This is a genomic window from Pseudomonas sp. (assembly GCF_050739655.1).
Taxonomy (GTDB): Bacteria; Pseudomonadota; Gammaproteobacteria; order Pseudomonadales; family Pseudomonadaceae; genus Aquipseudomonas.
Map to the genome: position 1 here is coordinate 1 of NZ_JBOIBY010000313.1, position 17,713 is coordinate 17,713.

At 58.5% G+C, this 17,713-nt stretch carries 18 protein-coding genes, 1 tRNA gene and 1 pseudogene; 8 read left to right on the forward strand and 12 right to left on the reverse strand.

The annotated features are described in order from the left end of the window. The 5 genes from ACRESJ_RS15140 to ACRESJ_RS15160 all read right to left on the reverse strand — a co-directional run. Window positions 1-689: ribose-phosphate pyrophosphokinase (locus ACRESJ_RS15140; RefSeq protein WP_431758619.1), on the reverse strand; the 689-nt coding region annotated here is incomplete at its 3' end. 46 nt (window positions 690-735) lie between these two features. Continuing rightward, window positions 736-810, reverse strand: a tRNA-Gln gene (locus tag ACRESJ_RS15145). A gap of 36 nt (window positions 811-846) precedes the next feature. Then, window positions 847-1,698, reverse strand: a complete 852-nt coding sequence (gene ispE, locus ACRESJ_RS15150; protein WP_431758620.1) for a 4-(cytidine 5'-diphospho)-2-C-methyl-D-erythritol kinase — start codon at window positions 1,696-1,698, stop codon at window positions 847-849. Between the two features lies 1 nt (window position 1,699). Further along, complete coding sequence (gene lolB / locus ACRESJ_RS15155) at window positions 1,700-2,317, reverse strand: lipoprotein insertase outer membrane protein LolB (RefSeq protein ID WP_431758621.1); 618 nt, start codon at window positions 2,315-2,317, stop codon at window positions 1,700-1,702. A gap of 4 nt (window positions 2,318-2,321) precedes the next feature. Further along, entirely contained in the window at window positions 2,322-4,046 is a 1,725-nt protein-coding gene (locus ACRESJ_RS15160; protein ID WP_431758622.1) for a tetratricopeptide repeat protein, read from the reverse strand. Window positions 4,047-4,258: 212 nt separating this feature from the next. Between ACRESJ_RS15160 and hemA the strand changes: the two genes are divergently transcribed. The 6 genes from hemA to ACRESJ_RS15190 all read left to right on the forward strand — a co-directional run bounded on the left by hemA (window position 4,259) and on the right by ACRESJ_RS15190 (window position 9,623). Continuing rightward, a complete protein-coding gene (hemA, locus tag ACRESJ_RS15165) occupies window positions 4,259-5,548 on the forward strand; it encodes a glutamyl-tRNA reductase (protein WP_431758623.1) in 1,290 nt (429 codons plus the stop codon). Next, window positions 5,545-6,624 (forward strand): peptide chain release factor 1, encoded by a 1,080-nt coding sequence (prfA, locus tag ACRESJ_RS15170; protein WP_431758624.1) that lies wholly within the window; start codon window positions 5,545-5,547, stop codon window positions 6,622-6,624. Before hemA ends, prfA begins: the two co-directional genes overlap by 4 nt. Then, the gene (gene prmC / locus ACRESJ_RS15175; protein WP_431758625.1) at window positions 6,621-7,451 is read left to right on the forward strand and encodes a peptide chain release factor N(5)-glutamine methyltransferase; all 831 of its coding nucleotides are present in this window, start codon (window positions 6,621-6,623) and stop codon (window positions 7,449-7,451) included. The genes prfA and prmC overlap by 4 nt, the downstream gene beginning before the upstream one ends. Beyond that, window positions 7,445-8,200, forward strand: a complete 756-nt coding sequence (locus ACRESJ_RS15180) for a molybdopterin-synthase adenylyltransferase MoeB (protein ID WP_431758626.1) — start codon at window positions 7,445-7,447, stop codon at window positions 8,198-8,200. The genes prmC and ACRESJ_RS15180 overlap by 7 nt, the downstream gene beginning before the upstream one ends. Further along, complete coding sequence (murI, locus tag ACRESJ_RS15185; RefSeq protein WP_431758627.1) at window positions 8,193-8,984, forward strand: glutamate racemase; 792 nt, start codon at window positions 8,193-8,195, stop codon at window positions 8,982-8,984. The genes ACRESJ_RS15180 and murI overlap by 8 nt, the downstream gene beginning before the upstream one ends. A gap of 120 nt (window positions 8,985-9,104) precedes the next feature. Then, window positions 9,105-9,623: an acyloxyacyl hydrolase gene (locus ACRESJ_RS15190; RefSeq protein ID WP_431758628.1), complete on the forward strand. Its 519-nt coding sequence runs from the start codon at window positions 9,105-9,107 to the stop codon at window positions 9,621-9,623. 101 nt (window positions 9,624-9,724) lie between these two features. Here the strand turns inward: ACRESJ_RS15190 and ACRESJ_RS15195 are convergent, their stop codons facing one another. The 7 genes and pseudogenes from ACRESJ_RS15195 to ACRESJ_RS15225 form a co-directional block, all read right to left on the reverse strand. Next, window positions 9,725-10,030 (reverse strand): YkgJ family cysteine cluster protein, encoded by a 306-nt coding sequence (locus tag ACRESJ_RS15195; RefSeq protein WP_431758629.1) that lies wholly within the window; start codon window positions 10,028-10,030, stop codon window positions 9,725-9,727. Between the two features lie 76 nt (window positions 10,031-10,106). Further along, window positions 10,107-10,889, reverse strand: a complete 783-nt coding sequence (locus tag ACRESJ_RS15200) for an SDR family NAD(P)-dependent oxidoreductase (protein ID WP_431758630.1) — start codon at window positions 10,887-10,889, stop codon at window positions 10,107-10,109. Further along, window positions 10,886-10,998: pseudogene (locus ACRESJ_RS15205) on the reverse strand (nuclear transport factor 2 family protein); the annotation flags it as partial. The pseudogene ACRESJ_RS15205 and the gene ACRESJ_RS15200, both read right to left, overlap by 4 nt. A 28-nt stretch (window positions 10,999-11,026) precedes the next feature. Further along, window positions 11,027-12,472 (reverse strand): deoxyribodipyrimidine photo-lyase, encoded by a 1,446-nt coding sequence (phrB, locus tag ACRESJ_RS15210; RefSeq protein ID WP_431758631.1) that lies wholly within the window; start codon window positions 12,470-12,472, stop codon window positions 11,027-11,029. 34 nt (window positions 12,473-12,506) lie between these two features. After that, the gene (locus tag ACRESJ_RS15215; RefSeq protein WP_431758632.1) at window positions 12,507-13,448 is read right to left on the reverse strand and encodes a MerR family transcriptional regulator; all 942 of its coding nucleotides are present in this window, start codon (window positions 13,446-13,448) and stop codon (window positions 12,507-12,509) included. Then, window positions 13,448-14,407, reverse strand: a complete 960-nt coding sequence (locus ACRESJ_RS15220; RefSeq protein ID WP_431758633.1) for a YbgA family protein — start codon at window positions 14,405-14,407, stop codon at window positions 13,448-13,450. The genes ACRESJ_RS15215 and ACRESJ_RS15220 overlap by 1 nt, the downstream gene beginning before the upstream one ends. 151 nt (window positions 14,408-14,558) lie before the next feature. Continuing rightward, complete coding sequence (locus ACRESJ_RS15225; RefSeq protein WP_431758634.1) at window positions 14,559-15,545, reverse strand: NAD(P)/FAD-dependent oxidoreductase; 987 nt, start codon at window positions 15,543-15,545, stop codon at window positions 14,559-14,561. Between the two features lie 197 nt (window positions 15,546-15,742). Between ACRESJ_RS15225 and ACRESJ_RS15230 the strand changes: the two genes are divergently transcribed. After that, window positions 15,743-16,645 carry a TIGR01777 family oxidoreductase gene (locus ACRESJ_RS15230; protein ID WP_431758635.1) on the forward strand — a complete coding sequence of 301 codons (903 nt, stop codon included), beginning with the start codon at window positions 15,743-15,745 and terminating at the stop codon, window positions 16,643-16,645. Between the two features lie 13 nt (window positions 16,646-16,658). Further along, window positions 16,659-17,681, forward strand: a complete 1,023-nt coding sequence (gene hemH / locus ACRESJ_RS15235; protein WP_431758636.1) for a ferrochelatase — start codon at window positions 16,659-16,661, stop codon at window positions 17,679-17,681. Window positions 17,682-17,713 lie beyond the last annotated feature (32 nt).

The following is a 17,713-nucleotide window of genomic DNA, read 5'->3' on the forward strand; positions in this document are numbered from 1 at the left end:
TGGCACAGGGTGCCGGCGGTATCGACCATGTCATCGACCAGAATACAGGTACGCCCTTCGACATCACCGATGATATGCATCACTTCAGAGTGATTGGCTTTCTCACGGCGTTTGTCGATGATCCCGAGATCCACGCCCAGGGATTTGGCAACGGCACGTGCACGCACGACGCCACCAATGTCCGGGGACACGATCATCAGGTTTTCGAAGCGCTGATCTTCGATGTCATCCACCAGAACCGGGGAGCCGTAGATGTTATCTACCGGAATATCGAAGAAACCCTGGATTTGGTCAGCATGCAGATCAACCGTGAGAACACGGTCGATGCCGACTACGGTAAGCATGTCAGCAACGACTTTCGCGCTGATAGCCACACGTGCGGAACGCGGACGGCGATCCTGACGGGCATAACCAAAGTAAGGAATAACAGCAGTGATACGAGTAGCCGAGGAGCGGCGGAAGGCATCAGCCATCACTACCAGTTCCATCAGGTTATCGTTGGTCGGAGCGCAAGTCGGCTGAATAATGAAGACGTCTTTACCGCGAACGTTTTCATTGATCTCGGCTGTAATTTCGCCGTCGGAGAATTTACCGACAGAGATGTCACCGAGAGGGATATGCAGCTGACGTACGACACGCCGAGCCAGATCGGGGTTAGCGTTCCCCGTAAAGACCATCATCTTGGACACGCGCAGTACCTGAAGGCTGAGGGTAACCTGGATGAGTATAGGAAAATGGCAGGGGCGGCTGGATTCGAACCAACGCATGGCAGGATCAAAACCTGCTGCCTTACCGCTTGGCGACGCCCCTGTATTTGTTGCAACGATTACCCAGTAATCGGTTCCTTTAGAGCAGACTTTGCAGCTTGCGATGCAACATCGAAATGTTGCTTCCTTTTGCTACAAACCCTGTAAGGGTCTCTGTAAGAAGGGCCGAGACTTTATCAGCTTCAGCTTTGCTTGGGAAGCCCCCAAACACACAACTTCCAGTTCCGGTGAGTTTTGCTTCGGTAAATTTACCTAACAAATTCAAAGCGTTACGTACCTCTGGATAACGCCTTGTTACCACCGGTAAGCAGTCATTTCGACTGTTTCCCTTGGGAACGGGGCGCACTTTAATGGGAGGCGTGTTACGTGTCAACAACGGATCGGAAAAAATTTCTGCCGTACTAACAGAGACTTGCGGCACGAGCACCAGATACCACGGTTCTTCCGGTTCGACAGGGGTCAGTTTCTCCCCGACACCCTCGGCGAAAGCCGCATGACCGCGCACGAAAACCGGGACATCGGCGCCCAGCGTCAAGCCCAGTGCGGCCAGTCGGTCTTCATCCCAGCCCAGTTGCCAAAGATGATTCAGGCCAAGCAGGGTTGTTGCCGCGTTCGAACTGCCGCCACCGATTCCACCACCCATGGGCAAAACCTTGTCGATCCAGATATCGATGCCAAGCTCACAGGCGGATTGCTCCTGAAGTTTTTTGGCGGCCTTGACGATCAGGTTGCTGTCGTGGGGGACGCCTTCGAACTCGGTGTGCAAGCGAATGACGCCGTCATCGCGAACGGCGAACGTGATTTCATCGCCGTAGTCGAGGAACTGAAACATGGTCTGCAACTCGTGGTAGCCGTCTTCGCGACGTCCAAGAATGTGCAGCATCAAATTGAGTTTGGCCGGCGAAGGCAAAGTCAGGCGATTGTCTGGCATGTCATTGCCCCAGCTTGCGTGGTTGCCAGGCCTTGATCACCAGCGTGACATCAAGGTCGGTGCCATGCAGTTTGATCCGCTCGGGCAGCCAGTAGCCGTTTTGTTCGGTGTAGGCGGTGTACTCGACCTGCCAGCCGTCCTGTTCGAGATTGGCCAGGCGGCTTTCGCCATCCAGGGTCAGGCGGCTTTTGCTGTCCGGGGCCGGAAGCCCGCGAACCCACCATGCCAGGTTGGAAACCGGTAGCTTCCAGCCCAATTGTTCTTCAAGCAATACATCTGGAGAGGGGGCTTCGTAGCGTCCCTGGTTGGCGACTTCCAGAGATACCTTGCCTGGACGCCCGGTCAGGCGCGCGGCGCCACGACCCAACGGGCCGGAGAGGCGGATGTCGTAGTAATCCTGGCGCTGCAACCAGAACAGCGTGCCGCTGCCCGAGTCTTTGGGTGCGCGGATGCCGATCTTGCCGTCGATCTGCCAGCCATCAAGGCTCGAAAGCTGCTGTTTGTGCTCGCGCCACTGGGCAGGATTGCCGTGGCCCTCGACCGATTCGCGGGCACCGAACCCGGCGCAACCAGCGAGCAGGGCGATGAAACTGAAAACGATGATGTGGCGCAAAAACATAATCTTAAAGGGTCTCTGATCCGGTCAGGCGCTTGATGGTACTGCGCAGGGCAGGGCTGTCGGGTTGTTCCTTGAGGAACTTGCTCCAGATTTGCCGGGCTTCGTGTTGCTTGCCGCTGGCCCACAGGACTTCACCCAGATGCGCGGCGACTTCCTGATCGGGGAAGCGATCCAGGGCCTTGCGCAGCAGGCGCTCGGCTTCATCGAGATTGCCCATGCGGAAATTCACCCAGCCGAGACTGTCGAGAACGGCCGGATCTTCCGGGTTGATCTGGTGCGCTTGTTCGATCAAGGCCTTGGCTTCGGCATAGCGTGTCGTGCGATCGGACAGGGTATAACCAAGGGCGTTCAATGCCATGGCATTGTCCGGGTCGCGCTTGATGATCAATCGCAGGTCTTTTTCCATCTGCGCCAGGTCATTGCGTTTTTCCGCCTGCATGGCCCGGGTGTAGAGCAGATTCAAATCGTCCGGGTATTGCTGCAGCGCTTTTTGCAAGACGTTCCAGGCCTTGTCACCCTGATTATTGGCGGACAGGGTTTCGGCTTCGATCAGGTACAACTGGATCGCGTAGTCCGGTTGCTCGTCGCGCTGCGCCGCCAGACGACTTTGGGCATCGGTGGTCTTGCCGTTGCTCATAAGGATATCGGCCTGACGCAACTGTGCCGGCAGGTAGTCGTTGCCCGGGCCAACCTGGCCGTATTCGACCAGCGCGCCTTGCGGGTCATTACGCTCTTCGGCGATGCGGCCGAGGTTCAAGTGAGCTGAATCGACGTGGCTATCCCGGGCGATCAGGTCTTCCAGATAGCCTTTGGCCTCATCCCAGGCCTTGGCTTCCAGGCATACCAGCGCCAGTGAGTATCGCAGGTCGTCGTCATCCGGGTATTGCTGAACCAGGCTGGAGAACTCGGCCTTTGCGTCGTCCATGCGGTCCTGTTCCACCAGCATGCGCGCGTAGGTCAGGCGCAGGCGTTTGTCATCCGGATACTTCTTGATGCTTTTTTTCAGCAGCGGCAGTGCCTCATCGCCGCGGTCGAGGCTTTGCAGCAGGCGTGCGCGCAGCAGAATCGGGGCAATTTCGCCGTCGTCCGGTGGATTGTCTTCCAGCAGGGTCAGTGCGCCTTTGGAGTCTCCGTCCTGTTGCAGCAGCAAGGCTTTGCCGAAAATCAGCTGGCCGTTGTTCGGGTGGCGCTGCAACAAGCGATCGAAACTTTTCATCAGCCCATTGCGTGTGTCCTGGTCGGTATCGGCCGCAGACAGCGCAAGAAAGTCGAAATGGGTGTCGCCCTTGCCTTGCAGCACTTTCTCCATATAAACCATGGAGTCGTCATAGCGTCCGGCGCGTGCCAGTTGTACGGCCGCAGCTCGTTGCGCCTCAAGGTCGTCCGGGGCGTTTTTCGCCCAGATCAACGCGGTGTCGAGGGCAGCCTGATCGGCGCCAAGGTACTCGGCGATGCGAAATGCCCGCTCGGAAATGCCCGGATCCTGGGTATTGATCGCCTGGGTCACGTAATTGTCCAGGGCAATATCGAAGCGATTACGCTGGCCCGCCAGTTCTGCGCTCAGCAGGCTGAAGACCGTGTCTTCGCTGAACGAGCTGTAAACCTTGGGCTTTTCAGGTGCCGGAGTGCTTTCTTCAGCCGGTGGCGTACCGTCCGTCGACACGGGTGCCAAGGCCTGGCAGCCGCTGAGGAAGACAAAAGCGAGGAGCAACGCGGAAGATCTATTCATATAGGAAGAGGACGACTAACCTGCGGTCGGATCATCATGACACAAGCCTTGGGCCAAACATAACCGGCCCGGCAATTTCCCCTCTGGCCGCGTAAACGATAAGCGATCTCAATTCGCGCGATGTCCTACCGTGGCGATAGATATCGAGTAGTTGTTCTCGATCTGTCGACGTAGGACAATTGCCGGCTTCACGTCACCATCAGCGACTTTGAATGGCCTTCCTCGCACTCGGTATTAACCACAAGACTGCTTCAGTAGATGTCCGCGAGCGCGTGGCCTTTACCCCTGAGCAGCTGGTTGAGGCCTTGCAGCAGCTCTGCCGACTCACCGACAGCCGCGAAGCTGCGATCCTCTCCACCTGCAATCGCAGTGAACTCTATATAGAACAGGATCACCTGTCGGCAGACATCGTGTTGCGCTGGTTGGCTGAATATCATCAATTGAGCCTCGAAGAACTGCGCCAAAGCGCTTATGTGCACGAAGATGATGCGGCAGTTCGTCACATGATGCGGGTCGCTTCGGGGCTCGACTCCCTGGTGTTGGGCGAACCGCAGATTCTCGGCCAGATGAAATCAGCCTACGCCGTGGCCCGCGAAGCTGGCACTGTCGGTCCGTTGCTCGGGCGGCTGTTCCAGGCCACGTTCAACGCGGCCAAGCAAGTGCGCACCGACACCGCCATTGGCGAGAACCCGGTATCCGTGGCGTTTGCCGCGGTCAGCCTGGCGAAACAGATTTTCAGCGACTTGCAACGCAGTCAGGCCCTGCTGATCGGCGCCGGCGAGACCATCACCCTGGTCGCCCGCCATCTGCATGATCTGGGCGTCAAGCGCATCGTGGTGGCCAACCGCACGCTGGAGCGTGCAAGCACTCTGGCCGAGCAGTTTGGCGCCCATGCGGTGTTGCTGTCGGAGATCCCGGCAGAGCTGGTACGCAGTGACATCGTGATCAGTTCCACCGCCAGCCAGTTGCCGATTTTGGGTAAGGGCGCGGTGGAAAGCGCCCTGAAACTGCGCAAGCACAAACCGATCTTCATGGTAGATATCGCCGTTCCCCGGGATATTGAACCGGAAGTCGGCGAACTGGACGACGTTTACCTCTATAGCGTCGACGATCTCCACGAAGTGGTCGCCGAAAACCTCAAGAGTCGTCAGGGTGCAGCCCAGGCGGCCGAAGAGATGGTCTCGATTGGCGCCGAAGACTTCATGGTCCGCTTGCGCGAACTGGCTGCAGTCGACGTGCTCAAGGCCTATCGTCAACAGAGCGAGCGCTTGCGTGACGAAGAACTGCAAAAGGCTCAGCGCTTGCTGGCCAACGGTGGCAGCGCCGAAGAAGTGCTGGTGCAACTGGCGCGTGGCCTGACCAACAAACTGTTGCACGCACCCAGCGTGCAGTTGAAAAAGCTCTCTGCCGAAGGTCGCCTCGATGCGCTGGCGATGGCTCAGGAACTCTTTGCCCTCGGTGAGGGCTCATCGGAAAGCTTTTCGGATAAGAAACCGCAATGAAAGCGTCACTGCTCAATAAGCTGGACATCCTCCAGGACCGTTTCGAGGAACTGACCGCCCTGCTTGGCGATGGCGAGGTCATTTCCGATCAGACCAAGTTCCGCGCCTATTCCAAGGAGTATGCGGAAGTCGAGCCGATCGTCGTCGCCTATAAACAGCTGCTCAAAGTGCAGGACGACCTCGAAGGCGCCCAGGCTTTGCTCAAGGACAGCGACCCGGACCTGCGTGAGATGGCGGTGGAAGAAGTCCGCGAAGCCAAGGAACAGTTGGTCGAACTGGAAGCCAACCTGCAACGCTTGCTGTTGCCCAAGGACCCGAACGACGGTCGCAACGTGTTCCTTGAAATCCGTGCCGGTACCGGCGGTGACGAGGCGGCGATTTTCTCCGGCGACCTGTTCCGCATGTATTCGCGCTACGCCGAGCGTCGTGGCTGGCGCGTGGAAATCCTTTCGGAAAGCGAGGGTGAACACGGCGGCTATAAAGAAGTCATCGCGCGGGTCGAAGGCGAAAACGTTTACGGCAAGCTGAAGTTCGAATCCGGCGCCCATCGCGTGCAACGTGTTCCGGCCACCGAGTCCCAGGGGCGCATCCACACGTCGGCCTGCACCGTGGCGGTGTTGCCCGAGCCGGACGAGCAGGAAGCGATCGAGATCAACCCGGCGGATTTGCGGGTCGATACCTATCGTTCATCCGGTGCGGGCGGTCAGCACGTGAACAAGACCGACTCGGCGATTCGTATTACGCACTTGCCGTCGGGCATCGTCGTGGAATGCCAGGAAGAACGATCCCAACACAAGAACCGTGCCCGGGCGATGTCCTGGTTGTCGGCCAAGCTCAACGACCAGCAGACCAGCGCCGCCGCCAACGCGATCGCCAGTGAGCGTAAATTGCTGGTGGGTTCCGGTGATCGCTCCGAACGTATCCGCACCTATAACTATGCCCAGGGCCGGGTCACCGACCACCGGGTCAACCTGACGTTGTATTCGCTCGACGAAATCCTCGCCGGTGGCGTCGATGCGGTGATCGAACCGTTGCTGGCCGAATACCAGGCCGATCAACTGGCGGCGATAGAATGACGATTATCGCCAGTTTGCTGCGCGCCGCCGATTTGCCCGACTCGCCCACGGCGCGCCTGGATGCCGAATTGTTGCTGGCGGCGGCGTTGGGCAAGTCTCGCAGCTTCTTGCACACCTGGCCGGAACGCATCGTGCCGAGCGAGGCCGCGCTGACTTTTGCCGATTATTTGCAGCGTCGTCGTGGCGGTGAGCCGGTGGCCTACATTCTCGGTCAGCAAGGTTTCTGGAAACTCGATCTGGAAGTGGCGCCGCACACGCTGATCCCGCGTCCGGACACCGAGTTGCTGGTCGAGGCCGCGCTGGAATTATTGCCGGCCACACCTGCCAAAGTTCTCGACCTTGGCACTGGCAGCGGCGCGATTGCCCTGGCCCTGGCCAGCGAACGGCCGGCCTGGAAAGTCACTGCCGTGGACCGCGTTCTGGAAGCTGTGGCCCTGGCCGAGCGCAATCGCCAGCGTCTGCACTTGGCCAACGCCACGGTGCTGAGCAGTCATTGGTTCAGTGCTCTGCAAGGTCAGCGCTTTGAGCTGATCATCAGCAATCCACCCTATATCGCGGCGACCGATCCGCACCTGGTGGAAGGCGATGTGCGTTTCGAGCCGGCCAGTGCATTGGTCGCTGGTGTCGACGGGCTCGATGATCTGCGTTTGATCGTCGCCCAGGCACCGGATCATCTGGAGGCCGGTGGCTGGTTGATGCTCGAGCATGGTTACGATCAGGCCGGTGCGGTGCGTGATTTACTGCTGACCCGTGGTTTTGAAGAAGTCCACAGCCGCACCGATCTGGGCGGTCATCAACGCATCAGTCTGGGGCGTCTGCCATGCTGAACGATCAGGAGTTGCTGCGCTACAGTCGGCAGATTCTGTTGCAGCACATTGATATCGACGGTCAATTGCGATTGAAAGAAAGCCGTGTGCTGATTATCGGTCTCGGTGGGCTCGGTGCGCCGGTCGCGCTGTATCTGGCGGCAGCCGGCGTGGGTGAATTGCACCTGGCGGATTTCGACACGGTTGATCTGACCAACCTGCAGCGCCAGATCATTCACGACACTGACAGCGTCGGCATGAGCAAAGTCGATTCGGCAATCAAACGCCTGACAGCCATCAATCCCCAGATTCAACTGATCGCCCACCGCACGGCGCTGGATGAAGACTCTTTGGCCGCTGTCGTCGCCGGGGTGGATCTGGTCCTCGACTGCTCCGACAATTTCTCCACCCGTGAAGCGGTCAACGCCGCTTGCGTGGCGTCGGGAAAACCGCTGGTCAGCGGCGCGGCCATTCGCTTGGAAGGGCAGTTGTCGGTGTTCGATCCACGTCGCCCGGAGAGTCCGTGCTATCACTGTTTATACGGGCACGGCAGCGAAGCCGAATTGACCTGCAGTGAAGCCGGGGTTGTCGGGCCGCTGGTGGGACTGGTCGGCAGCTTGCAGGCGCTTGAAGCGCTCAAGCTATTGGCCGGTTTCGGCGAGCCGCTGGTGGGTCGCCTGTTGTTGATCGATGCCCTGGGCTCGCGCTTTCGCGAGTTGCGGGTCAAGCGTGATCCGGGTTGCAGCGTCTGTGGGCCAAAGCATGCGTGAAGCGCCAATAGGCGTGTTCGACTCCGGCGTCGGTGGGCTTTCGGTGCTGACGGAGATCCAGCGTTTACTGCCCAACGAGTCTCTTTTGTACGTCGCCGATTGCGGGAATATTCCCTATGGCGAGAAAACCCCGGAATTTATCCGCCAGCGTTGCAGTGTCATGGCTGAGTTTTTTCAACGCCAGGGTGCCAAGGCCCTGGTACTGGCTTGCAATACCGCAACGGTTGCCGGTGTCGCCGACTTGCGTCGCGATTACCCCCAATGGCCCATCGTCGGCATGGAGCCTGCGGTCAAGCCGGCTGCCGCCGCGACCCGCAGTGGTGTAGTCGGGGTGCTGGCCACCACCGGCACATTGCAGAGCGCCAAGTTCGCCGCATTGCTCGACCGCTTCGCCACCGATGTGCAGGTGATCACCCAGCCATGCCCCGGGCTGGTGGAGTTGATCGAGAACGGCGATTTGCACAGTCCCACACTGCGTCAGTTGCTGGAGAATTACGTCCGGCCTCTGCTCGGCGCAGGTGCTGACACCATTATTCTGGGCTGCACCCATTACCCCTTCCTCAAGCCGATGCTGCGGCAGATGATCCCCGATGACATCAGCCTGATCGATACCGGTGCTGCGGTTGCACGCCAGCTTCAGCGTTTGCTTGCCGAACGCGAACTGCTCGCGCAAGAGCCGGCGCGTACTGCGCAATTCTGGACCAGTGCCGATCCGGTTCATTTCAGAAATATCTTGCCGATACTGTGGAATAACTCAGGCGTTGTGCAAAGCTTTGAAGGGTAGGCAACTCCTCGCGAGCATTCGAAAAATTGGGGTGAACTTCTGATAAAAGGCCGACTTCTATAGCCGTGAGTGTCGAGCAACAATAAAACCAAACGTATCGTTCGGAAAAGGAAGTTTCTAATGAAGCGACTGTTCTGCTTGGCTGCGATTGCGGCCGCATTGATGGGGCAAAGTTTTACCGCACAAGCGGCAGGCGTGGAGTTCTCGGTCGGCGAGACAGGCGACTCGACCATGACCTACCGCCTGGGCATGCAATGGGATTGGGACAAAAGTTGGTGGCAGAGCGATGTCGGCCGATTGACCGGCTACTGGAGCGGCGCTTACACCTATTGGGAGGGTGACAAGACTTCCAGCAACAACAGCCTGTCGTTCTCGCCGGTGTTTGTTTACGAGTTTGCCGGCCAGAACATCAAACCCTATGTTGAGCTGGGGTTTGGCGTAGCGGTGTTCTCCAGCACCGAAATCGAAAACAACAACCTTGGCAGTTCGTTTCAGTTCGAAGACCGTTTCGGTGTCGGCCTGCGTTTTGCCGGCGGGCATGAAGTTGGAGTTCGCGCGACCCACTATTCCAATGCAGGGATCACCTCCCCGAACGACGGCGTAGAAAGTTACGCGTTGCACTACACGATGCCGCTGTAACACGCCTGTAGGAGCTGTCGAGTTAAACAAGGCTGCGATCTTTTGATCTTCCCATTAACAATCAAAAGATCGCAGCCTGCGGCAGCTCCTACAGGGCCTGGTCAGCGGTAAACCGTCGAAATCCCCTGGCGCTCCTCAATGCATTCCGCTGAGCCCATCTCGAATTCCCGGCAGATCAGCGGGCGTTTTTCGTAGATGGTGCACATCATCGTGTTGCGATCCAGCGCCGCACACCAGCCGTCGTCCAGACGCAGCATGACTTCCCCACCCCAGTCATCGGTATCGATAAACCGCTCGGGTACACCCGTGTCGGTGATCAACATGACTTCGAGCTGGCAGCAGCAGGCGGCGCAGGTCGAGCAGGTCACCGCCGGTGTGTCGATTTGCGTATGAGGGATGGTTTTCATGGCGCGCAGTGTAAGGGAGTCGCCCGCCGCTGTGTGAACACTCTGACGGACGCTTGATTGCGGGCGCTGGCAACATTCACGGCTGATCCATGATTGGCGGATTGCTACGCACCATACGTTTGCCGATTGCCAGTTTCATCCGGCCGGGAAACTTCGACATTGGCCACAGTGCAGCCATGAACATGCCTGGAAGTGCAATCTCCAGCGGCCGATCCTTGATCTTGGCGAAGATGTCCCGTGCGGCTTTATCCGCCGCCCAGTTCAGGGGCATGGGAAAGTCGTTTTTTGGTTTCAGCGGATTGTCGATGAAACCGGGGCTGACCATGGTGACTTCAATACCAAGCTCGGCCACATCGATGCGCAAGGATTCGAACAGATGGCGCATTCCGGCCTTTGAAGCTCCATAGGCTTCTGCTCGCGGTAGCGGCAGGTACGTCACGGAGCTGGCCATTCCCACCATGTGCGGCGCAATTCCGGCCCGCAGCAGTGGTATCGCGGCTTCGATGCAATAACTGCTGGCGAGCAGGTTGGTGCGCACTACATGCTCAACAACCGAGGTATCGAACTGCCTGGCCTCCACGTACTCACAGGTGCCGGCGTTGAGAATCACCGTATCCAGAGAGCCCCACTGCGTAGCGATCTGTTCACCGATTTCACGCACGGTCTGGCTGTTGGTCAGGTCGCCTGCCACCACCAGCACTTGCCCCGGATAACGTTGGGAAAGGGCTTTGAGCGGCGCTAGTAAACGTGAGCTGGCGGCCAGATGGGCGCCGGTTTTCAGAATTTCTTCGGCCAATGCTGCACCAACGCCGTTGCTGGCGCCGGTCAGCCAATATCTTCGTGGTGGCGTAAGAATCACCCCATTCTCCTTTTCAGCCAGGCAATCGCTTGGCCCAATACGGGTAGATGTACTTAGAGTAGCGCCCCGGCATCGGAATAATCCCGTGGCAGTAAACTTTATCGTGCCAGTGCTGCCGAACAAACTGTTGCAAAAAGTTACTCATGCGAACCTGTGGCGTGTTGCCGCGCTGGCAGGCTCTTGAATGCTGCCAGTGCGCGTGCACGGGAGGTGTTCAAGTCGACGATCGGAGCCGGATAGTCCGCTACACCGAACAAGCCACCCAGATGCGCCGGGTTGTGCACCTCTTTTTTGTTCAGCCCGGACAGTTCCGGCAACCAGTGCTTGATGAACAGGCCTTCGGCATCAAATTTTTCCGACTGGCTCAGCGGGTTGAATATCCGGAAGTAAGGCGCGGAATCGGTGCCGGTCGACGAGCTCCATTGCCAGCCGCCATTGTTTGCAGCCAGGTCGCCATCGATCAGGTGCCGCATGAAAAAACGTTCGCCCTCACGCCAGTCGATCAACAGGGTCTTGGTCAGGAACATCGCCACGACCATGCGCAGGCGATTGTGCATCCAGCCTGTTTCCAGCAGTTGGCGCATGGCGGCGTCGATGATGGGCAGACCGGTGCGGGCCTGCTGCCAGGCCGCAAGTTCTTCGGGGGCATGGCGCCAGGCCAGGGCTTCTGTTTCCGGGCGGAAGGCACGGTGACGGGAAACCCTTGGGTAGCCCACCAGAATGTGTTTATAGAACTCGCGCCACAGCAGTTCATTGATCCAGGTGACGGCGCCGACCTTTCCGCTTTCGAATTCCCCCTGATTGCATTGCAGTGCGGCGTGCAGGCATTGACGCGGTGAAATCACCCCTGCAGCGAGATAGGCCGAGAGCTGGCTGGTGCCGGGTTTCGCCGGGAAGTCACGTTCGCTCTGGTAGTAGTCGATCTGAACATCGGTGAAAGTATCCAGCCGGCGCCGGGCTTCGGTTTCGCCGGCAGGCCACAGTGCCCGAAGGCTCGCGGTGGGAGCTTCGAAACCCTCGATGCGGGTCGGGATTTCATCGCTGGAAATTTCCAGCGACGCCTGCACCATGGGTGTACTGATCAGGCGCGGCAGGGAGCGATGAAGGCGTTCGTAGCAAACTTTGCGGAACTGGCTGAACACTTGAAAGTAAGTGCCGGTTTTGGTCAGGACACTGCCAGGCTTGAACAACAATTGATCAAGGTAGCTGTGGAATTCGATCCCCTTAGCGCTCAGTACTTGGGCAACTGCGGCGTCTCGATCGGTTTCATGAATGCCGTATTCTTCGTTGACGTGCACGGCATCGATGTTCAATTGCTGGCAAAGATCAAGCAACACCTTCGGTGCGTCATCCCAGCGCGAGGCCGTGCGGATCAGCAGGGGAATGTTCAGTTGGCCCAGTGCCTGGCTCAGCTCAAAGAGGTTGCGTAACCAAAAGTCCACTTTGCACGGCGCATCGTCGTGTTCCTGCCATTGTTCCGGGCTCAGTAAGTACACCGCCACGCTCGGACCAGCCGCGGCGGCGGCAGAGAGGGCAGTGTTGTCATGTAGGCGCAAATCGCTGCGCAGCCAGATCAATTGCATGTTGATATCCGTAAAAATCATTAACGAAGAGCGATTAAATGAGCCCGCACTGAACGAGTGCCTGGTGTGCCGTTATCGGATCTTCGGCCAGGTACAAATCAGCAATGTCTGGAGTTCTTGCGGACAACTCGGCGTGGTGGATGCACACCGTGGGTCCGGCGATCATTTTTGGGCAACTGACATTGCTCAAAAGTTTCTGCAGCTGTGAAAGGTTCATGGCTTTGCTGGAATACAGCAGTACGCCACGTGGTTGTAGATAGTCGACCGCCAGCGCCAGTTCACCGGCAGGCAGTGGCCAGTCGAACACTTGCACCGGGCAGTCGGCGCTGCTGACCAGCCAGGCCGTGAGCCACAAATGCGGTTCCAGTGGCAGATCCGAATGGTTGATCAACAGCAATGGCGCGGTGTGTAGCTGACGGTTGTTATGGTAGATGCGTGCACCGAATTTGCTGCGTAGCCAGGAGTAAAAAAACACCCGCTCCATCTGCACGCCGAACTGGCCTTGCCAGCGTTGTTCCAGTTCTGCCAGCAATGGCATCAGCAGTTGTTCACACAAGGTTCGCGGCGGATACAGCGCCATGGCCTGGTTGACGGTGTCGTCCAAGGTGCGTTCGTTCAGCCTGGTGGCTGCGAGCAGCAAGCTGTGGAGCAGTCGCTGCCAATCGTTTTCCACCGGTTGGTTAAAGGCTTGCGGGGTGTCGAGCAGTTGCTTGACCTGGCTGACGGCCACGCCACGGTTGAGCCAGGTGAGAATCGCCTGGATGCGCTGCACGTGTTCGGCACTGAATAATCGATGCCCCTTGGGCGTGCGTTGCGGCACGATCAAGCCATAACGCCGCTCCCAGGCACGCAAGGTCACGGCGTTGACACCTGTTTGCCGGGCCACTTCACGGATCGGAAGCCAGCCTTCATCCAGGGCTTTCTGGAAGTCGGCACCCAGGTCTTCGCTGGCGCTACTGTCGGACAGGTCTTTCATTAGATTGCGTTTCGCAGGCTGAGATTTTCCGGATGCGGTTGCAGGTATACCTGTTGCGCGATGTACGGGTCCGGGTGTTGGCGAAAGTGATGCTTGAGCAAGGTCAGCGGCACCACCAGCGGTACGATGCCGTGACGGTATTGGCCGATCACGTGCTGCACTTCCTGCTTTTCGTCGGCGCTGATGGTCTTCTTCAAATAACCGCTGAGGTGCTGCAGCACGTTGGTATGGGTGCGTCGGGTTGCACACTTTTTAAGGGCGGCCATCAATTCGCTGAAGTATTGCGGGCCGAGTTCTTTCGGATCGGTCTGGCCCATGTTGCCCAGCAGATTCCCCAGCGTTTTGTACTGCACCGGGTTATGGGCCATCAGCAGGTATTTGTAGCGCGAGTGAAAGTCCGTCAGACCGCGACGACTCAAACCCTCCAGCCGTAACTGTTGCCAGGCGCTGTAGGCGAACACGCGGGTGAGGAAGTTTTCCCGCAACACCGGGTCATTGAGCCGTCCTTCTTCTTCCACCGGCAAGTCTGGATGCAGTGCGCAAAAGGCCTGGGCATAAATCCCTTGGCCGCCGTCCTTAACCGGAGCGCCGTTGGCGTGATAGACCTTTACCCGTTCCAGCCCACATGAAGGGGACTTCTGCATGAAGATATAGCCGCAGATGTCGCTTAACTCCGCGGCCATTTTTCGCCCATATTCGGCCAAGGGTCGAGTCACGTTGATCTGCCGATCGACCGTACCAACGGCTTCGGGTTGAACGGGATTACCCACCAGTCTGATGGGCTCGCGAGGAATGCCCAGGCCAATGGCGACTTCCGGGCAGACCGCAATGAAATCGAAGTAATCGGTGAGGACGCGGCTGCACAGCTGCGATGCCTTGTGCCCGCCGTTGTAGCGCACATCGAATCCCATCAGGCAGGCGCTGATGGCTATTTTCGGTTTGGCAGGGGGAAGGGGCATGAGGGCACCTCGAATCTAAAACCTGTACAGAATAAGTAATCTGTACAACGTAACTTCATCATAGATTCGAAGCTGTACAAGTCAAACTTTTTGTATAAGTTTCTGTAGGAGCCGCCGAAGGCTGCTCCTACATTTCAAGGCCGTCCCAGCCTTACTGCAAATGCTCATGCAGGCGGCGAGCGGCTTCCTGGCCGCTGAGCCAAGCCCCTTCGACGCGTCCGGACAAACACCAGTCGCCACACGCATACAGGCCCAGATCGGCATCGGCCAGCGTCCCCCATTCATGATTGCTGGCAGGACGGGCGTAGAGCCAGCGATGGGCGAGGCTGAAGGTTGGCGCGGGCATGGAGTCGTGCAGCAGTTCGGCGAAGGCGCCATGCAGTTGTTCGATCACCGCTTCTTTCGACAGATCGATGTGTTGGCGGCTCCAGGCACTGGTGGCATGCAGAACCCATGTGTCGAGCGTGTTGTCGCGCCCGGGTTTGCTGCGGTTACGGGCCAACCAGTCGAGCGGACTGTCCTGCACGAAACAACCTTCCATTGGGGTTTCCAGCGGCGTTTCGAACGCCAATGCGACGGCCCAGGTGGGCTCCATTTTCACTCCGGCGGCGGCACCGGCGAGCTTCGGCGCGGCAGCCAGCAATGCGGTCGCTTGCGGTGCCGGGGTGGCGATCACCACGTGACTGAACGGACCGTGGGTGAAGCCTTCGGCATCCTGCAGGTGCCAGTGTTCTTCGCCGCGATAGACCTCGGTGATCCTGCAGGCGAAATGCACTTCGAGGTCGCCGAGCAGGGCACGGGTAATGGCGCTCATGCGTGGCGTGCCGACCCAGCGGGTTTGTTCATCCGGCGACAGGTTGAGTTGGCCACCATGGTAGGTGTAAAGCTGCGGCGTCCATTCGGCCACCCAGCCTTTGGCTTGCCAGCGTTGCACTTCGGTGACAAAGCGGCGGTCACGGGCAGTGAAGTATTGCGTGCCCATGTCCAACGCGCCTGCATCGCTGCGCTTGCTCGACATACGTCCGCCACTGCCGCGGCTTTTGTCAAAAAGTTGCACGACATACCCCAGGTCAGTCAGGGCTTGTGCGGCTGAGAGTCCGGCAATGCCGGTGCCGATGATTGCGATAGGTACAGTCATAAGGGCCTCGTTTACCTTTCTGTACAGACTACGCCGGGGTTGAAACCTGTACAATATTGTTTTTTGGTATAACTTTTTACGTTCTCGTTCTGACAGCTTGGCCTATTGTTAAACACAGAGCCTGCCCGATATCAAAGATCCCTTGCTTATAAAAATAGACTAGTGATCAGGGTAAAACGCCACGCGAGGAAGAAGTCATGCACATATTGCTGACCGGCGGTACTGGTTTGATAGGACGTCAGCTCTGTCGGCTCTGGTTAAGTCAGGGACATCGCCTGACGGTCTGGAGTCGGACGCCCTCAAACGTCGGCAAAATTTGTGGTGCCCAAGTGCGAGGCATTGCCCGACTGGAGGACATCGGACAGGAACCGGTCGACGCAATTATCAATCTGGCCGGTGCGCCCATTGCCGATCGCCCCTGGACTCACAAGCGCAAAACCCTGTTGTGGAGCAGTCGTATTACCCTGACCGAAACCTTGCTGACTTGGCTCGAAAGCCGCGAGCAGAAACCCGGCGTCTTGATTTCGGGGTCGGCAGTCGGTTGGTATGGCGATGGTGGTGAGCGTGAGCTGACCGAGGTCTCGTCGCCGGTTATCGATGATTTCGCCAGCCAACTGTGTGTCGCTTGGGAAGAAACCGCACAGCGTGCGGAGGCCATGGGGATACGCGTGATCCTCGTTCGCACCGGGTTAGTGCTGTCTGCCGAGGGCGGCTTTTTGTCGCGCCTGCTGCTGCCATTCAAACTCGGCTTGGGCGGGGCGATTGGCAACGGTCGGCAGTGGATGCCGTGGATTCATATCAACGATCAAATCGCCCTGATTGATTTTCTTCTGCATCGCAATGAAGCCAGCGGTCCATATAATGCCTGCGCACCGAAACCGGTGCGCAATCGCGAATTTGCCAAAACCCTGGGCGAGGTGTTGCACCGCCCCTCGTTCATGCCGATGCCGGCCTTTGTGTTGAAGGTGGGTCTGGGCGAATTGTCGTTGCTGTTACTGGGTGGCCAGCGCGCCACGCCAGCCCGTTTGCTCGAAGCGGGATTCACATTCCAGTTCACTGATTTGCGTGCGGCTCTGGACGACCTGTCCAGCCGCCTTTGAAATAGGACGTTGCATGACCGATCACGCGTTGCTTCTGGTCAATCTGGGCTCACCGGCCTCTACTTCAGTGGCGGATGTGCGCCGCTACCTCAATCAGTTTCTGATGGACCCCTACGTGATCGACCTGCCATGGCCGGTGCGGCGTTTGCTGGTATCGCTGATCCTGTTCAAGCGTCCCGAGCAGTCGGCCCATGCCTATGCCTCGATCTGGTGGGAAGAAGGCTCGCCCCTGGTTGTGCTCAGCCGTCGCTTGCAGCAGGCGATGGCGTCCCAGTGGCACCACGGTCCGGTGGAGCTGGCGATGCGTTACGGCGAACCGTCCATTGAGTCGGTGCTGATGCGTCTGGTGGAGCAAGGGCAAAAGAGGATCACGCTCGCGCCGCTTTACCCTCAGTTCGCCGACAGCACCACCACCACTGTGATTGAAGAAGCCAAGCGCGTCATACGGGACAAGCACCTGGACCTGCATCTCTCGATACTCCAACCGTTTTACGACCAGTCGGAATACCTCGATGCGCTGGTGGCTACGAGTCGACCGCATCTGCAGCAGGACTTCGATCACCTGCTGTTGAGTTTCCACGGTCTGCCGGAGCGGCATTTGAAAAAGCTCAATCCCGGCCACAGCTTCGAAGGGGGTGGTGATTGTTGCGCCGGTGCGCCACCGGAAGTGGTCGCCACCTGTTATCGCGGGCAGTGCCTGCGTACCGCGGCGGAGTTTGCCAAGCGCATGGGGCTGCCGGACGGCAAGTGGTCGGTGTCTTTCCAGTCGCGTCTGGGGCGTGCCAAATGGATTGAACCCTACACCGAGGCGCGTTTGGACGAGTTGGCCAAGTCAGGTGTGAAAAAAGTCCTGGTGATGTGCCCGGCGTTCGTTGCCGATTGCATCGAGACGCTGGAGGAAATTGGTGATCGCGGGCTGGAGCAGTTCCGTGAGGCAGGGGGCGAGGAGTTGGTGCTGGTGCCATGTCTCAACGATGATCCGCATTGGGCGCGGGCGTTGAGTACCTTGTGCGAAAGGGCGCCATTGGCGCTTTAAAAGCATCGCGGGCAAGCCTCGCTCCTACGCGA

Coding starts and splice junctions, on each gene's coding strand:
- prmC (WP_431758625.1), top strand. CDS start 6,621: ATGACGATTATCGCCAGTTTGCTGCGCGCCGCCGATTTGCCCGACTCG.
- hemH (WP_431758636.1), top strand. CDS start 16,659: ATGACCGATCACGCGTTGCTTCTGGTCAATCTGGGCTCACCGGCCTCT.
- ACRESJ_RS15190 (WP_431758628.1), top strand. CDS start 9,105: ATGAAGCGACTGTTCTGCTTGGCTGCGATTGCGGCCGCATTGATGGGG.
- ACRESJ_RS15180 (WP_431758626.1), top strand. CDS start 7,445: ATGCTGAACGATCAGGAGTTGCTGCGCTACAGTCGGCAGATTCTGTTG.
- ACRESJ_RS15225 (WP_431758634.1), bottom strand. CDS start 15,545: ATGACTGTACCTATCGCAATCATCGGCACCGGCATTGCCGGACTCTCA.
- phrB (WP_431758631.1), bottom strand. CDS start 12,472: ATGCAATTGATCTGGCTGCGCAGCGATTTGCGCCTACATGACAACACT.
- ispE (WP_431758620.1), bottom strand. CDS start 1,698: ATGCCAGACAATCGCCTGACTTTGCCTTCGCCGGCCAAACTCAATTTG.
- murI (WP_431758627.1), top strand. CDS start 8,193: ATGCGTGAAGCGCCAATAGGCGTGTTCGACTCCGGCGTCGGTGGGCTT.
- lolB (WP_431758621.1), bottom strand. CDS start 2,317: ATGTTTTTGCGCCACATCATCGTTTTCAGTTTCATCGCCCTGCTCGCT.
- hemA (WP_431758623.1), top strand. CDS start 4,259: ATGGCCTTCCTCGCACTCGGTATTAACCACAAGACTGCTTCAGTAGAT.
- ACRESJ_RS15215 (WP_431758632.1), bottom strand. CDS start 13,448: ATGAAAGACCTGTCCGACAGTAGCGCCAGCGAAGACCTGGGTGCCGAC.
- ACRESJ_RS15195 (WP_431758629.1), bottom strand. CDS start 10,030: ATGAAAACCATCCCTCATACGCAAATCGACACACCGGCGGTGACCTGC.
- prfA (WP_431758624.1), top strand. CDS start 5,545: ATGAAAGCGTCACTGCTCAATAAGCTGGACATCCTCCAGGACCGTTTC.
- ACRESJ_RS15160 (WP_431758622.1), bottom strand. CDS start 4,046: ATGAATAGATCTTCCGCGTTGCTCCTCGCTTTTGTCTTCCTCAGCGGC.
- ACRESJ_RS15220 (WP_431758633.1), bottom strand. CDS start 14,407: ATGCCCCTTCCCCCTGCCAAACCGAAAATAGCCATCAGCGCCTGCCTG.
- ACRESJ_RS15230 (WP_431758635.1), top strand. CDS start 15,743: ATGCACATATTGCTGACCGGCGGTACTGGTTTGATAGGACGTCAGCTC.